Consider the following 15,119-nt stretch of genomic DNA (forward strand, 5'->3'; position numbering starts at 1 on the left):
GGAGAGACACTAAATGAAACGCAAGTCTTTATTCGCCCTCTCGGCAGTCATCGTCGTAGCCGCTGCCGCGCTCGTTCCCGTCCTGTGGTCGGGCGGCGACAACCTGCACAACGGTTCCGCCATGGCCGCAACGCCCGCCGACCAGGCCGCGTTGATCAAGAAGGGCGAGTACCTCGCCCGCGCCGGCGACTGTATCGCCTGCCACACGGTGCGCGGCGGCAAGCAATTCGCCGGCGGCCTGCCCATGGCCACGCCGTTCGGCACGATGTTCACGCCGAACATCACGCCCGACGATCAATACGGTATCGGCAAGTGGACCCAGGACGACTTCTACCGCGCCATGCACACCGGCCGGTCGAAAGACGGCAGTCTGCTGTATCCGGGCTTCCCGTTCACCAGCTACACGAAGGTCACGCGCGCCGACTCGGACGCGATCTACGCGTATCTGCGTTCGGTCGCGCCGGTCAACGTGGCGAGCCGTCCGCACGAACTGAAATTCCCGTTCAACCAGCGCAACATGCTGATCGGCTGGCGCACGCTGTTCTTCCGTGAAGGCGAGTACAAGGCGGACCCGACCAAATCGGTTGAATGGAACCGCGGCGCTTACCTGATCGAAGGCCTTGGCCACTGCGGCATGTGCCACACGTCGATCAACGCCATGGGCGGCCCGGTCAGCTCGGCGGCGTTTGCCGGCGGCCTGATTCCGCTGCAGAACTGGTACGCGCCGTCGCTGACGTCGAACAAGGAAGCCGGCCTCGGCGACTGGGAAACCAAAGACATCGCCGACCTGCTGAAGACCGGCGTGTCGAGCCGCGGCGCGGTGTTCGGTCCGATGGCCGAAGTGGTTCACAACAGCCTGCAGTACATGTCGGACGCGGACATCAACGCGATGGCCACGTACCTGAAGACGATTCCGCAGAAGAGCGAAGCGCCGGAATCGCTGCAGCTCGAAACGTCGGAAAAGTTCGGCGGCGAACTGTTGAAACAAGGTCAGAAGATCTACGCTGACAACTGCGCGAAGTGTCACGCGGAAAACGGCCTCGGCATGCCGCCGTCGTTCCCGCCGCTGGCGAATAACCAGTCGATCCAGATGCCGTCGGCGGTCAACCCGATCCGTATGGTGCTGAACGGCGGTTACCCGCCGAGCACGGACGGCAACCCGCATCCGTACGGCATGCCGCCGTTCGCGCAGGCGCTGTCGAACACGGAAGTCGCCGCTGTCGTGACGTACATCCGGATGTCGTGGGGCAATCACGGCACGGCCGTGTCGCCGCAGCAAGTGTCCGATCTGCGTTCGGCGCCGCTCGACTAAGTAGCGTTCGTCACACCCTGGGCGCGGCCTGCGGACAACGCGGCCGCGCCCTTCGTTTTTTCAGGACCGGTATCATAGGGGCACTTTTAGTCCGATGAAACCGCGCAGGAGGAAAGAGTCGTGCATGTCGGTGAGCGTTTCAACAGCATTACCCACCTCGTCGGCGCCGTGCTGTCGGTGGCGGGGCTGGCAACGCTCGTCACGATGGGCGCGCTCGACGGCGACGCGTACAAGGTGGTCAGCTTCAGTGTGTACGGTGCGATGCTGATCGTGCTGTATGCTATCTCGACGCTTTACCACAGCGTGCGCAACCCGCGTGTCAAAGCGGTTCTGCAGAAATGCGACCATTCGGCGATCTACCTGCTGATCGCCGGCAGCTACACCCCGTTCACGCTAGTCACATTGCGCGGACCGTGGGGCTGGTCGTTATTCGGCGTAAGCTGGGGGCTTGCCGCTCTCGGCATCGTGCAGGAACTGACGCTCGGGCGACGCACCCGCAGCGTTTCGATGGTGCTGTATGTGTTGATGGGATGGCTCGCGCTCGTTGCCGTCCGCCCGCTGGTGCAAGCTTTACCAGCAGCGGGTACCGCCTGGCTCGTGGCCGGCGGGATCATCTATAGCGCCGGCATCTACTTCTTCATCAACGACGAGCGCATCCGGCACGGACATGGTATCTGGCACCTGTTCGTACTGGCGGGCAGTCTGTGTCAATTCGTCAGTGTCGCGCGCTACGTCGCGTGACACGCCACGGCGGCGAAATGCAACTTAAGGCCAGTCAACGTGTCTTGATAGCGCGTTGAAGCATTCGGCATGCGTGTCCCGCGTGCCGCCGATTTCTCTGCGACCGGAACTGGGCTCGGGGCCTCGAACACGCCATGCGGGTGTGTCGATGCCGCGTTCATGCCTGTTTGGGCCCCTATGTGCCGTTCGCGAAACTGCATTGCAAAGATCTTTTATGTCTTTTGATTCCCTCGGCTTGTCCGAACCGCTGGTCCGCGCTGTACACGAACTCGGCTACACCACCCCGACTCCGATTCAGACCCAGGCTATTCCGGCCGTGCTCAACGGCGGCGATCTGCTGGCCGGCGCGCAAACAGGTACCGGCAAGACCGCCGGCTTCACGCTGCCGATCCTGCAGCGTCTGAACTCCATGCCGGCCGTCACGACGGGTTCCGGCAAGCGCGCCGTGCGCGCGCTGATCCTCACGCCGACGCGTGAACTGGCCGCGCAGGTCGAAGAAAGCGTGCGCGCGTATGGCAAGTATCTGAAGCTGAAGTCGACTGTGATGTTCGGCGGCGTCGGCATCAATCCGCAGATCGGTGCGCTGCGCAGCGGCGTGGACATCGTCGTTGCGACGCCGGGCCGTCTGCTCGATCACATGCAGCAGAAGACCATCGACCTGTCGCATCTCGAGATTCTCGTGCTCGACGAAGCCGACCGCATGCTCGACATGGGTTTCATCCACGACATCAAGCGCGTGCTCGCGAAGCTGCCGCCCAAGCGTCAGAACTTGCTGTTCTCCGCGACCTTCTCGGACGAGATCAAGACGCTCGCCGACAATCTGCTCGACTCGCCGGCGCTGATCGAAGTCGCGCGACGTAACACCACGGCGGAAACGGTCGCACAAAAGATTCACCCGGTGGATCGCGACAAGAAGCGCGAGCTGCTCACGCATCTGATCAAGCAACACAACTGGTTCCAGGTGCTGGTCTTCACGCGCACCAAGCACGGCGCGAATCGTCTGGCCGAGCAATTGACCAAGGACGACATCAGCGCCCTCGCGATTCACGGCAACAAGAGCCAGTCGGCACGTACGCGCGCGCTCGCCGAGTTCAAGGACGGCACGCTGCAGGTGCTGGTAGCGACCGACATTGCCGCGCGCGGTATCGATATCGATCAACTGCCGCACGTGGTCAACTTCGATCTGCCGAACGTGCCGGAAGACTACGTGCACCGCATCGGCCGCACGGGTCGCGCGGGCGCGACGGGCGAAGCGATTTCGCTGGTCTGCGTCGACGAATTGCAATTGCTGAAGGACATCGAGAAGCTGATCAAGCGTCCGGTGCCGCAGGAAGTGATCGCCGGTTTCGAGCCGGACCCGACCGCGAAGCCGGAACCGATTCTGCGCCGCGGCCAAGGCGGCGGCGGTAATGGTGGCGGACGTTCGCCGCGTCAGGGCCAGGGCGCACCGAAGCGCGATGGCGCGGGTGCCGCGAAGCCGGCGCAACGCTCGGGTCAACGCCCGGCCGGCGGCCAGCAACAGCCGAAGCCGCAAGGCGCGAAGCCGGCCGGCAACGGCGGCCAGCCGCGCCGCGACGGCCAGCGCCAGGACGACCGTCCGCGCGCGGTTGCACATGAAGGCAGCGGCGCGCAGCATGCGCCGCGCAAGCCGCAGGGCAGCAAGCCGCAAGGTGGCAATCCGGGCGCCTTGCTGGGCGGCGCGAAGCCGCGCAACGATGCGCCGCGTGGCGGCCAGCCGTCGCGTAGTGGTCAGCGCGGGCGTTGAGCCGCGTTTAAGCGCTAAGCCGATAAGCGGTTGAGCGCTACGCGGTAAGCGCTAAGTAACATTACACGTCAAGGCGGCTGGCCCCAGCCGCCGCCTGCTTCAGGTGCTCGATCTGCCGTTCCCATCGATCGAGCACCGCCTCCCTCTCCTCTGCCAGTTCGAACGTAATGCCGCTCGTCAGACGCGCATAACGCACGCTCTGCGCCTCCGCCGTGTCGATCGAACCGATCAGATAGACCAGCCCGCTGTCGTCGCCTGCCACGCTCGCTAATGGCTTGACGCGCAACTGCACCTGATAGAACGCCTCATCGCAAACGAAGCTCAGCGCAGCGCGCCCGCTTTGCGTGATTGCGCGCGTCGCTCTTGCTAACGGCCACAACGCAATGCAGAGCGTGCGCGAATCGGGCGCATACAACTCGCCGACGCCGAGTAGCGAGGTACGGATGTGGCCATTCGTATCGACGCTCAACAGCGACGCGGTAAAGCCCGCCTTGCTCGTCAGCGACGAACCGTCGAACAACGCGCGTACGGCGTCGGGCCATTCATCGAACACGGTCTGTTCGAGCGGACGTTCGGGTGCGGGAGAATCGCTCATGGTGTGCCGGTCCGATAACGAGTCATAGTCGAAGTTCGCATCATGCCTCGAAAAGCAAATGGCCCGCGTAAGCGGGCCATTTGCTTCATCAAACGTTGACGTCGAGCAGGCGATCAGCGGAAGAAAACATAATGCGTGATCTTCGCCAGCGGGTAATGCACGCCGGGCTGAATGCGCGCCGGCAGATCGAGCGGCTTGAGCAACATCTTTACGCACATATCGGCCGACAGATTGCGCCGCACCAGCGAATTGATCCGCGCCGCGCGTTCGCGGTTGTACGCCGAGTCGTGCACGCGTTCCGGATAACGCACCGCGAACACATGCCGCAACGCGATCTCCGAGTCTTCGTTCTTCATCTCCATCACGCGGCGCATCAACGCGCCGAGCACCGCGAGACGGCCGTTACCTTCGATCTTGTTGTACTTCTTGAAGAACCGGAAAAAGTGCTTGTAGTGACGGACTTCGTCGATACGGATGTTGTCCGTAATCTCTTTGAGCACCGGTTCGTCCGAGCATTCCCCGATCGCGCGATACAGCGTGGCCGTACCGGTTTCCACCACGCAGCGCGCCACCATTTCGAGCGCGCGCGTCTTTTCGAAGTCTTCCACCGAACAGGTCAGCGAATACTCCTCCATGAACTGGCTGAATGCCTTGTCCCAGTCGAACTCCGGCCACACATAAGCGATGTAGGTTTTGAGCGCGCGGCCATGCTGCATTTCCTCCGGCTCCCACTCGTTGTTGAGCCAGGCCGACACTTCCGGATCGCCGTCAAAAAAAGTACTTAGATTGCTTGTATAAAGATCAGTGCCGCTTTCGATAAACGAAGCGGCGCACAGCAGCAGCAGCAGATCTTCATTGGCAACCGCCTTCTGCCGATCAATGCGGGTGAGGTCGATATCCTCGATCCGCCACGGCATGACGTGGTTCAGCTCTGTGTGCATCGTGTCTTGCTCCGAAAACTGTATCGACTCGTGGAGCATGCCCGCAACCGCCTGCTCTCGCCAGGGCGGTCCCGCCGTGTCGGATACAGCACTTTGAATTAGAGTTAACCCCTTGTATCTTGCATCTTAGCCGGTGTTTCGCAACTCTGCAGATAACCCAGCACAGACCATGCCGGGTGCTGACAGTTCCAATTCGCGGGTAGTCGAACGCTTCGGTCTGACAAAAACTCAGTGTGCATGAAGCAAAAAAAGCCAGCTCGACGAGCTGGCTTTTGCTTTGAAGAAGGTCCGTTCGTGCGGCGTCGAAGCGGCCCGCGATAAATTGGCCGAAGGCGCGGATCGATACGCTCAGGCAGGTTGGACGGCCTGCATCAGACGCACCCGGCGCATGCGAAATGCCACGACGACCAGCGACAACCCCGACAACACCGCCGCGATCAGCACGTAATAACTTGGCGCGAGTTTGTCGCCGGTCAAGTGAATGAACGTTTCGACGATCGTCGGCGCAAAGCCGCCGAAGATCGTCACGCCAATGCTGTAACCAATGGAAAGGCCGGTCGAACGCACCTGCGTCGGAAATATCTCGGACATCAGCGCGGGCATCGGTCCGGAGTAAGCCGCCTTGAAAATACCGGCCGTGCCTTGCAGCAGCAACAGCCAGCCGATAGTGGGATGCGACTGCAGCAAGGCGAACATCGGATAGATCAGCGCACCCATCAGCACCGACGTCGTCAGCATGATGCGAATCCGGCCGATGCGATCCGACAGCGCCCCCATGACCGGCGACAACAGAAACTGCAAGCCGCCGTTGAGCACCACGACGCCGAACGACGCCGCCGCCGGCATGTGCAACTGCTTGCCCGCGTACATCGGCATGTACAACTGCAGCACGTACACGCCTACCGTGGATTGCGCGACGATGCCCACCGCGAGCAGCAGATTGACCCACTGGTTGGCGAACGAAGCGCCCTTCGCTTCTTCGTCGTTCGCGACGGGGCGAAGGCCGGCCGCCTCGCGGGCTTCACGCGCTTTGTTCAGCGCGAGAAACTCCGGCGTTTCGTCGAGGTGCGAACGGATGTAATAACCCACCGGCCCGACCAGCAAGCCGAACACGAAAGGCAGACGCCAGCCCCAGCTATTGAGTTGCTCGGACGGCATCCACACGGTCAGCAGCGAGCCGAAGGCCGCGGCCGTGATCGCCGCGAGCCCCTGGCTCGCGAACTGCCAGCTCGCGTAATAGCCGCGCCGCGACGCGCTATGCTCGACCATGAAGGCCGTCGCGCTGCCGAACTCGCCGCCCACCGCGAATCCTTGCACGAGTCGCGCGAGCAGGATCAGCACCGGTGCCGCCAGTCCGATCGACGCATACGGCGGCATCACGGCCATCGTGAAGGTGCCGACCATCATCAGCGCGATGGCGAGCGTCAGCGCCGCCTTGCGGCCCTTGCGGTCGCCGTACATGCCGAGCACGACGGCGCCCAGCGGCCGCATCAGGAACGAGATGCCGAAGGTGGCGATGGCGAGCAGCGTCGACAGCCACTCGTCCTGCATCGGGAAAAACTGTTTGGCGATGATCGTGGCGAAGTAGCCATAGACTAGGAAGTCGAACCACTCGAGCGCATTGCCGACCGACGACGAAAACACGATCCGCCGCACCATGGCTTTGGAAAGCGGTGCGGGCGCGGCATGAGGGGAAGCTGCCGCCGAAGGCGGCGCGGGGGTATGCATGATGTCTCCTGCCTTGTCTGGATACGGTCAGAACCCGGCCGCCAACCCGTCGCGACGGCTGTCGCTCGCCGCCACGTAACCGCGCTCCGGCTCGTTGCGATCAAGCTTCCAGATGTACTGACCGGAGCCGAAATCCATGTACGGATCGTCGACCGACTTGATCGTGTGGCCCAGCTTCTGCAGCGCTTCGGCGGTGCGCGGATCGAGCGTCGATTCGATGTCGATCGTGAAGTCGCGGTTGACCTTCCAGCGCGGCGCGTCGCAGGCGGCCTGCGGCTGCTGGCCGTAGTCGAGCATCCGTACGATGGATTGCAGATGGCCTTGCGGCTGCATGTCGCCGCCCATCACGCCGAAGCTCATCACCGCTTCCTGGCGGCCGTCCACCTGCTGCGTGAGGAACGACGGAATGATCGTGTGGAACGGCCGCTTGCCGCCTTCCACCACGTTCGGCGACTTCGGATCCATCGAGAATCCACAGCCGCGGTTCTGCATTGCGATGCCGCTGTCCGGCACCACGATGCCCGAGCCGAAGCCCATGTAGTTAGATTGAATGAAGCTGACCATCATGCCGCGCTCGTCCGCCACCGACATATAGACCGTGCCGCCCGCCTTCGGCATGCCGAAGTCGAACTGCGTGGCGCGCTTGTGGTCGATCAGCTTCGCGCGCGACGTGAGATACGCGTCGTCGAGCATCTGCTCGGGCGTGACGTCCATGGAACGCGGATCGGCGACGTAACGGTAGACGTCGGCGAACGCCAGCTTCATCGCTTCGATCTGCAAGTGCTGCGACTCGACGTTGTCGACCGCCAGCGCCTTCACGTCGAATTTTTCGAGGATGCCCAGCGCGATCAACGCCGCGATGCCTTGGCCGTTCGGCGGAATCTCATGCACGGTATGGCCGCGATATTCCTTGCCGATCGGCTCGACCCAATCCGCGCGGTAGTTGCGCAGGTCGTCGAGGGTCAGCGCGGCGCCGCCTTCGCGGGCGAACGCGGCGATCTGTTCGGCGATCTCGCCTTCGTAGTACGCGCGCGGACCTTGCTCGGCAAGCTTGCGCAGCGTTTTCGCGTGGCCGGGAAAGCGCACCAGTTCGCTCACTTCCGGCGCGCGGCCGCGCGGCATGAAGGTTTGCGCGAAGCCCGGCAGATCCTTCAATTCCGGCACCGCGGCCGCCCATTTATAGGCGACGATGCTGGCCACCGCGTGGCCGCGCTCGGCGATTTCGATCGCCGGCTCCATCAGATCGGCAAACGGCAGCGTGCCGAACTTCTGATGCAGCGCTTCCCAGCCAGCGATCACGCCGGGCACCGTCACCGCGTCCCAGCCGCGCTTGGGTTGCGTCGCCAGGCCGTTTTCCTCGCCGTATTTGCGCTTGAAGTAGTCGACGTTCCACGCCGCCGGCGACACGCCCGACGCGTTCAGACCGTGCAGCTTCTTACCGTCCCACACCAGCGCGAACGCATCGCCGCCAAGGCCGCAGGACACCGGCTCGACCACCGTGATGGCGGCAGCCGCCGCGATCGCCGCGTCGACGGCATTGCCGCCTTTCCACAGCATGCGCAGCCCCGCCTGCGCGGCGAGCGGATGCGAAGTCGAAACGATGTTGCGCGCGAATACGGGCAGACGCGGCGTCGGGTAAGGGTTTTGCCAGTTGAAGCCAGTCATGTCGAACACTCTCGAAAGCGCGGTGCCGGCTCGTGACGACAGCCGGCAACCAGGGGGAATTGAATCAATTACAGCGCAAATGCGAATCACATACAGGCCGCGATGGACCTCGGATTGCAGCGCGATCTGACCCAAAAAACAAATTCATTTATCAAATGAATAAATGCGTAATCGGCCTGAATGGATCGAGTGCGAGTCGTCCGGTATCTTATGGATGTCGCACGACCTGGCAGACAAGCCCGGCGATGGTCTTACAATAGCCCCATCCCGTTCACGCTTCAGCCGCCTTTCCAGACTAGCTTGCAGCGTCGAGGGCGACCGGCGCCGACAAAAAACCCACGAACCGAGACACATGACCCGAGACCCCCGCCTGACTCTCAATGCCCGGCAACAGGAACTGCTGGAGTGGGTGCAACGCGACGGCTTCGTGACCGTGGACGACCTCGCGGCCCACTTCGACGTAACGCCGCAGACGATCCGCCGCGACGTCAACTGGCTCGCCGACATGAATCTGCTGCGCCGCTATCACGGCGGCGCCAGCCTGCCGACCAGCTCCGAAAACGTCTCCTACACCGCGCGTCAGCGCATGTTCCACGAAGAGAAACGGCGCATTGCGGCGTTAGTGGCCACTCACATTCCAGACCAGGCGTCGCTGTTCATCAACCTCGGCACGACCACCGAGGAAGTGGCTCGCGCGCTGAACCGGCACCGCGGCCTGCGCGTGATCACCAACAATCTGAACGTCGCCAGCATGATGAGCGGCTATCCGGATTGCGAGGTGCTGGTGACGGGCGGGATTGTGCGGCCTTGGGACAAGGGAATCGTGGGCGAACTGGCGATCGACTTCATTCGGCAGTTCAAGGTGGATTTCGCGATCATTGGCACGTCGGCGATCGAAACGGACGGCACGCTGCGCGATTTCGACACCCGCGAAGTGCGTGTGGCCGAAGCGATCATCGAACATGCGCGCACCGTATTTCTCGCCGCCGACAACTCCAAATTCGGCCGCCCGGCGCTGGTTCGCCAGGGGCATCTGGATCAGATCGACGCGCTCTTCACCGACGCCGCGCCGCCGGCGGAAATGGCCGAGACGCTGACGGCGGCGAATTGCCAGGTTTATATCGCCGAGTAAGCAGCGAGTTCTGTTATGCGCGGCGAGTGACTTAGCGCGGGGTCGAAAACGGCTTGGCGCCGCGTCGTGCCGAATTTTGCGAAATTCCGCTCAGGCCGCCCAGGCGTTTTCCGCCATGCTGCAGCGCACGCGAAACTTCGAGTGAAATCAAGCTTTTAGCCGAGGTCCCAAACCGCCTCGACGGCGTCGGATTGTCAAAGGGAAAATTTACTGGGGCCCCTTTGGTGTTTAACGTGCGGTTGACTACACTCCAGTTCCCCGGCGTCCGTTGCGCATTTCGCGTAGCGGCGGCTGCGTGAATCTGTCGTGTGAACCGTACTTCCCGCCTGATCCTCTAGCGGACTTGGCTGGCGCCTCGCCAGTTGCCGACAAGGCCGTCCGCGCTTGCTTGACATGGAGAGAACGATGCTAAGTCCGCATGAATTCGCCACGTTGTTGCTCGTCAAGGACGCTCCCCACCAGGTCGACATGGAGCGAGAAGAACTCGACGCCCTGCTGGAACGCCAATTGGTCCAACTCGAACGGCTCGCATCGGGCAACGAACAGTGGCGCGTGACGGAAATCGGCGACAGCGCATTGCGGGCCATCAAACGTTTTTCGTAGCGTCCGTCGCACGGCGGCCTGCCCGACTCTGAACGACTTTCTCTGAATGAAAAGCGGACGTTCATCCGAACGCCCGCTTTTGTTGTGTGCAACGTATTTACACAGTAAATTGACGCGACGGACTTCCACCCCTCGCGCATGCCCAAAACCCTCTCCGCCGACGACATCCAGCAATTCCGCGAAGCGATGCGCCGCGTCGCCGAGAACGCGTTCGCCACGCGCGGCGCGCAAGGCGTGACGATGCGCGAACTGGCGAAAGAGTTGGGCTGCAGCGCGATGACGCCGTATCGCTATTTCCGCGACAAGGACGACATTCTCGCGATGGTCCGTGCCGCCGCGTTCAATCGCTTTGCGGCCCATCTCGAAGCCGCGGCGGAAAACGCGTCGGTCGACAATCGTCTGGCGGTGAGCGACGCCTATGTCGCGTTCGCCCTCGACGAGCCGCACGCGTACCGTTTGATGTTCGACGTGAACCAGCCGGAAGGCGGCTACCCCGATCTCGCCGCTGCCGCGCTGCGTGCGCAGCAGATGCTGAGCGCGCATTTCGAACGGCTGGTCGACACGGGACTGCTGGAAGGCGATCCGCAACTGATCGGCTACGCGTACTGGGCGAGTTTGCACGGATTCACGATGCTCGCACTCGCTAATCAGTTGCCCCTGCCCGAGGCGCAGCAACCCTTCGGCCAGTCCGGCGCGACGCGGGAAGCCGTGCTCGCTCAGCTTCGGCGAATGTTATGGCGCGGCGCCCAGCCGTAGCAGCCGACGCCCCGCGCCTCAACCATTCCGCAGAGTCGGATCCACCGCCGCGCGCCAACTCAACGCCTTAGCCCGCTGATCGGTAAAGAACGCGACCCACTGATTACGCACCTGCGGATCCGTGCTTAAACCTTGGCTCGCGAAGCGCTGAGCGATCGACGCCTGAAATCCGCAAAAATCCTCTTTCGGCAGCTTGCCGTGGCGATTCGCCACATAAGCGTCGAACAGCGCGGCGTAGACGCCTTGCGCGTCCTTGCCGTAATCCACCGTCTGGGCGCTGCACATCTGCTGCAACGACACGAACGACGGCGCGCCCATCGTGCCGTTCAGGCTCGGCGTACCAACGCATCCCGCGAGCATGACGGCCGCGCCGATCATCAAAAGTCCACGCATGAATTCACCTCGAAATGGCTGTTGCCGAGAGTATCGTCCGTGGCCGCGCGTTGCGCCACCACCTCCGCCGCCGAGTTAGAGGTTCCCCTAAGACAAGCGAACTTTACTTTTTCGAATATGTTCATTAAAGTTCGCAAACGAACACTATCGGTTCGATAGTTTTTCCTAACCGCTTTCCGAAAACAGACGCAGAGGACACAGCAGGTGACGCAAGGCTCGAGATACGATTTGCTCGTCGTGGGCGGCGGGATCAACGGCGCAGGCATCGCTCGCGATGCGGCGGGCCGCGGCCTGTCGGTGTTGCTCTGCGAACAGGACGATCTGGCGGCGCATACGTCGTCGGCCAGCACCAAGCTGATTCACGGCGGCCTACGCTACCTCGAATACCGCGAGTTCGGGCTGGTGCGCAAAGCGCTGCAGGAGCGTGAAACGCTGTTGCGCGCGGCGCCCCACATCATGTGGCCGCTGCGCTTCGTGATGCCGCACATGCCCGATCTGCGCCCGGCGTGGATGATCCGCGCCGGCCTGTTCCTGTACGACCACCTCGCGAAACGCGAAATGCTGCCGGGCTCGCGCGGCATCGTGATGCGCAACCATCCTGCAGGTGCGCCGCTGGTCGATTCGATCAAACGCGGTTTCGTGTATTCGGACGGTTGGGTCAACGACGCGCGCCTCGTCGTGCTGAACGCGCTGGACGCCGAAGAGCGCGGCGCGAGGATTCTCACCCGCACGCGGCTGGTCAGCGCGGTGCGCGCCGGCGGCGAATGGCGCGCGCAACTGAAACGCGCGGACGGCACGATTCTCGACGTGCGCGCCGCCTCGATCGCGAACGCCGCGGGCCCATGGGTCGGCGAACTGCTGCACGGCGCGTTGGGCCGTGAAGCGTCGCACAGCGTGCGGCTCGTGAAAGGCAGCCACATCGTCACGCGGCGCCTGTTCGACCACGATCACGCGTACATCTTCCAGAATCCGGACAAGCGCATCATCTTCGCGATTCCGTACGAACACGATTACACGCTGATCGGCACGACCGATATCGAATACCGCGGCGACCCGTCGCAAGTAGCGATCACACCCGACGAAACGCAGTACCTGTGCGACTCGATCAACCGCTACTTCAAGCAGAAAATCTCACCGGCCGACGTGCGCTGGACCTACTCGGGCGTACGTCCGCTGCTCGAGGAAGAAGGCGCGGACAATCCGTCGGCGGTCACGCGCGACTACTCGCTCGAACTCGATTCGCCCGCCGGCGAAGCGCCGCTGCTGTCGGTGTTCGGCGGCAAGATCACCACCTTCCGCAAGCTCGCGGAAGAAGCCGTCGACAAACTCTCGCATGCGCTGCACAAAAGCGCGGCGTCGTGGACGGCCGGCGCACCGCTGCCCGGCGGCGACATTCCGAACGCGAACTTCGAGCGCTTCCTGACCGAATTCAAGCAGCAGCACGCATGGCTGCCGGCCGACCTGGCGCACCGTTTGGCCCGCGCGTACGGCACGCGCGTCAAGCACGTGATCGGCAACGCACGCTCCATGGCAGACCTCGGCCGCGCCTTCGCGCCAGGTCTCCACGAAGCCGAACTGACCTACCTGCGCGACACCGAATGGGCGCGCAGCGCTCAGGACGTGCTGTGGCGCCGTTCGAAACTCGGCCTGCACGTCGAACCGGGCACGCTCGATTCGATCACGCAAGACATCGACGCATGGTTCGCCCGCGAACCGTTCCGACAGAGCGCGTAGTCAATACGAGCGAGCAGCGCCCCCGCTGCTCGCGGCAAACCGGATTCTTTTTACCCCTCGGCTGAAGCAAGCCGGGACGCACCACCACATCTGTTGCTGTTGCAGCCCGCTTAAAACAACAAGCCGTTCCCGTCGCCGTTCAACAGTCCGGCGATTCATAAAACGCATGGAGAAGAGACAATGCAGGATCAGTACATCCTCGCCCTTGACCAAGGCACGACCAGCTCGCGTGCCATGCTGTTCGACCGGCTCGGCAATGTCGTGTCGACCGCGCAAAAAGAATTCCAGCAAATCTATCCACGTCCGGGTTGGGTCGAGCACGACCCGCAGGAAATCTGGTCGACCCAGGCCGGCGTCGCCGCCGAGGCCGTCACGCGCGCCGGCATGAACGGCACGTCGATCGCGGCGATCGGCATTACCAATCAGCGCGAAACCACCATCGTGTGGGATCGCGAAACCGGCCACCCGATCTATAACGCGATCGTCTGGCAAGACCGCCGCACCGCCGATTTCTGCGACCAGCTCAAGGAGCAAGGTCTCGAGGAAAAAGTCCGCGCGAAAACCGGTCTGCCGATCGACTCGTATTTCTCGGCGACCAAGATCCGCTGGATCCTCGACAACGTGGAAGGCGCACGCGAAAAGGCGAAGCAAGGCCGCCTCGCGTTCGGTACGGTCGACAGCTGGCTGGTGTGGAATTTCACCAAGGGCGGTCTGCACGTCACCGACGTGACCAACGCGTCGCGCACCATGCTGTTCAACATCCACACGCTGCAGTGGGACAACGAATTGCTCGAAGCGCTCGACATTCCGCGCAACATGCTGCCGGAAGTGCGTCCTTCGTCGGAAGTGTACGGCCCGACCAAGACCACCGTGTTCGCTTCGAAGATTCCGCTCGCGGGCATTGCCGGCGATCAGCACGCGGCCCTCTTCGGTCAGATGTGCACGCAGTCGGGCATGGTGAAGAACACCTACGGCACGGGCTGCTTCCTCGTGATGAACACCGGCGAAAAGCCGATCGAATCGAAGAACAATCTCGTCACCACGATTGCCTGGCAGATCGGCGACAAGATCAACTACGCGCTTGAGGGCAGCATCTTTATCGGCGGCGCGGTGGTGCAATGGTTGCGCGATGGACTCGGCATCATCAAGAACGCGGCTGAAATCGAAACGCTGGCGCGCGGCGTGCCGCACACCGACGGCGTGTATCTCGTGCCCGCCTTCGCCGGCCTCGGCGCGCCGCACTGGAACGCCCGCGCTCGCGGCACGCTGTTCGGCGTGACGCGCGGCACGAGCTCGGCGCACATTGCCCGCGCCGCGCTCGATTCGATCGCTTACCAGTCGCTCGACGTGCTGAAGGCGATGGAAGCCGACTCCGGCATTCGCATCGGCGAATTGCGCGTGGACGGCGGCGCTTGCGCGAACAATCTGCTGATGCAGTTCCAGGCCGACATTCTCGGCGTCGATGCGGTGCGCCCGAAGGTGTCGGAAACGACCGCGCTCGGCGCAGCGTATCTGGCCGGTCTCGCGGTCGGCTACTGGAAAGACGTGGACGAGCTGCAGAGCCAGTGGGCGCTCGACCGCCGCTTCACGCCCGCCCTGCCGCATGCCGAGGTCAAGGCCAACCTCGACGGCTGGCAGCGCGCGATCCGCGCCGCCAAGGCGTGGGCCGATACGCCCTGAGCATCGCGTTACCTTTTAAGTAGACCAACTTTCGACATAACGAAGCCGCTGATCCAGCGGCTTCCCTAACAACT

At 62.9% G+C, this 15,119-nt stretch carries 13 protein-coding genes; 8 read left to right on the plus strand and 5 right to left on the minus strand.

The genetic code is table 11. The features are described from left to right. The first annotated feature begins 13 nt into the window (after nucleotides 1-13). The 3 genes from B0G83_RS21305 to B0G83_RS21315 all read left to right on the plus strand — a co-directional run bounded on the left by B0G83_RS21305 (nucleotide 14) and on the right by B0G83_RS21315 (nucleotide 3,818). Nucleotides 14-1,312 carry a cytochrome c gene (locus tag B0G83_RS21305; protein ID WP_105509389.1) on the plus strand — a complete coding sequence of 433 codons (1,299 nt, stop codon included), beginning with the start codon at nucleotides 14-16 and terminating at the stop codon, nucleotides 1,310-1,312. A 120-nt stretch (nucleotides 1,313-1,432) separates the two neighbouring features. After that, nucleotides 1,433-2,053 (plus strand): hemolysin III family protein, encoded by a 621-nt coding sequence (locus tag B0G83_RS21310; protein ID WP_035548452.1) that lies wholly within the window; start codon nucleotides 1,433-1,435, stop codon nucleotides 2,051-2,053. A gap of 214 nt (nucleotides 2,054-2,267) precedes the next feature. Then, nucleotides 2,268-3,818 carry a DEAD/DEAH box helicase gene (locus tag B0G83_RS21315; RefSeq protein WP_105509390.1) on the plus strand — a complete coding sequence of 517 codons (1,551 nt, stop codon included), beginning with the start codon at nucleotides 2,268-2,270 and terminating at the stop codon, nucleotides 3,816-3,818. Between the two features lie 61 nt (nucleotides 3,819-3,879). On the opposite strand, the gene B0G83_RS21320 is transcribed toward B0G83_RS21315, so the two are convergent. From B0G83_RS21320 to B0G83_RS21335, 4 genes are all read right to left on the minus strand, one after another. After that, nucleotides 3,880-4,413, minus strand: coding sequence for a hypothetical protein (locus B0G83_RS21320; protein ID WP_105509391.1), 534 nt, complete (start codon nucleotides 4,411-4,413; stop codon nucleotides 3,880-3,882). A 113-nt stretch (nucleotides 4,414-4,526) separates the two neighbouring features. Next, on the minus strand, nucleotides 4,527-5,354 hold the full coding sequence (locus B0G83_RS21325; protein ID WP_105509552.1) for a ferritin-like domain-containing protein: 828 nt from the start codon (nucleotides 5,352-5,354) through the stop codon (nucleotides 4,527-4,529). 348 nt (nucleotides 5,355-5,702) lie between these two features. Further along, nucleotides 5,703-7,082, minus strand: a complete 1,380-nt coding sequence (locus B0G83_RS21330) for an MFS transporter (protein WP_105509392.1) — start codon at nucleotides 7,080-7,082, stop codon at nucleotides 5,703-5,705. A 27-nt stretch (nucleotides 7,083-7,109) separates the two neighbouring features. Continuing rightward, nucleotides 7,110-8,747, minus strand: coding sequence for a gamma-glutamyltransferase family protein (locus tag B0G83_RS21335; RefSeq protein WP_105509553.1), 1,638 nt, complete (start codon nucleotides 8,745-8,747; stop codon nucleotides 7,110-7,112). Nucleotides 8,748-9,099: 352 nt separating this feature from the next. Between B0G83_RS21335 and B0G83_RS21340 the strand changes: the two genes are divergently transcribed. The 3 genes from B0G83_RS21340 to B0G83_RS21350 all read left to right on the plus strand — a co-directional run bounded on the left by B0G83_RS21340 (nucleotide 9,100) and on the right by B0G83_RS21350 (nucleotide 11,238). Continuing rightward, nucleotides 9,100-9,879, plus strand: coding sequence for a DeoR/GlpR family DNA-binding transcription regulator (locus B0G83_RS21340; RefSeq protein WP_105509393.1), 780 nt, complete (start codon nucleotides 9,100-9,102; stop codon nucleotides 9,877-9,879). 405 nt (nucleotides 9,880-10,284) lie between these two features. Continuing rightward, a complete protein-coding gene (locus B0G83_RS21345) occupies nucleotides 10,285-10,482 on the plus strand; it encodes a hypothetical protein (protein ID WP_035548469.1) in 198 nt (65 codons plus the stop codon). A gap of 138 nt (nucleotides 10,483-10,620) precedes the next feature. Further along, nucleotides 10,621-11,238 carry a TetR/AcrR family transcriptional regulator gene (locus tag B0G83_RS21350; RefSeq protein ID WP_105509395.1) on the plus strand — a complete coding sequence of 206 codons (618 nt, stop codon included), beginning with the start codon at nucleotides 10,621-10,623 and terminating at the stop codon, nucleotides 11,236-11,238. 18 nt (nucleotides 11,239-11,256) lie between these two features. On the opposite strand, the gene B0G83_RS21355 is transcribed toward B0G83_RS21350, so the two are convergent. Further along, nucleotides 11,257-11,631, minus strand: coding sequence for a hypothetical protein (locus B0G83_RS21355; RefSeq protein ID WP_105509396.1), 375 nt, complete (start codon nucleotides 11,629-11,631; stop codon nucleotides 11,257-11,259). Nucleotides 11,632-11,835: 204 nt separating this feature from the next. Between B0G83_RS21355 and glpD the strand changes: the two genes are divergently transcribed. Further along, nucleotides 11,836-13,365, plus strand: a complete 1,530-nt coding sequence (gene glpD, locus B0G83_RS21360; RefSeq protein ID WP_105509397.1) for a glycerol-3-phosphate dehydrogenase — start codon at nucleotides 11,836-11,838, stop codon at nucleotides 13,363-13,365. 180 nt (nucleotides 13,366-13,545) lie between these two features. Next, the gene (gene glpK / locus B0G83_RS21365) at nucleotides 13,546-15,045 is read left to right on the plus strand and encodes a glycerol kinase GlpK (RefSeq protein ID WP_105509398.1); all 1,500 of its coding nucleotides are present in this window, start codon (nucleotides 13,546-13,548) and stop codon (nucleotides 15,043-15,045) included. Nucleotides 15,046-15,119 lie beyond the last annotated feature (74 nt).

Source organism: Paraburkholderia sp. BL21I4N1 (genome assembly GCF_002973525.1).
Classification (GTDB): Bacteria; Pseudomonadota; Gammaproteobacteria; order Burkholderiales; family Burkholderiaceae; genus Paraburkholderia.

Bases quoted from the DNA above. Each gene is read 5' to 3' on its own strand.
- B0G83_RS21305 (WP_105509389.1), top strand. From the start codon at position 14: ATGAAACGCAAGTCTTTATTCGCCCTCTCGGCAGTCATCGTCGTAGCC.
- B0G83_RS21315 (WP_105509390.1), top strand. From the start codon at position 2,268: ATGTCTTTTGATTCCCTCGGCTTGTCCGAACCGCTGGTCCGCGCTGTA.
- B0G83_RS21320 (WP_105509391.1), bottom strand. From the start codon at position 4,413: ATGAGCGATTCTCCCGCACCCGAACGTCCGCTCGAACAGACCGTGTTC.
- B0G83_RS21325 (WP_105509552.1), bottom strand. From the start codon at position 5,354: ATGCACACAGAGCTGAACCACGTCATGCCGTGGCGGATCGAGGATATC.
- B0G83_RS21330 (WP_105509392.1), bottom strand. From the start codon at position 7,082: ATGCATACCCCCGCGCCGCCTTCGGCGGCAGCTTCCCCTCATGCCGCG.
- B0G83_RS21335 (WP_105509553.1), bottom strand. From the start codon at position 8,747: ATGACTGGCTTCAACTGGCAAAACCCTTACCCGACGCCGCGTCTGCCC.
- B0G83_RS21340 (WP_105509393.1), top strand. From the start codon at position 9,100: ATGACCCGAGACCCCCGCCTGACTCTCAATGCCCGGCAACAGGAACTG.
- B0G83_RS21345 (WP_035548469.1), top strand. From the start codon at position 10,285: ATGCTAAGTCCGCATGAATTCGCCACGTTGTTGCTCGTCAAGGACGCT.
- B0G83_RS21350 (WP_105509395.1), top strand. From the start codon at position 10,621: ATGCCCAAAACCCTCTCCGCCGACGACATCCAGCAATTCCGCGAAGCG.
- B0G83_RS21355 (WP_105509396.1), bottom strand. From the start codon at position 11,631: ATGCGTGGACTTTTGATGATCGGCGCGGCCGTCATGCTCGCGGGATGC.
- glpK (WP_105509398.1), top strand. From the start codon at position 13,546: ATGCAGGATCAGTACATCCTCGCCCTTGACCAAGGCACGACCAGCTCG.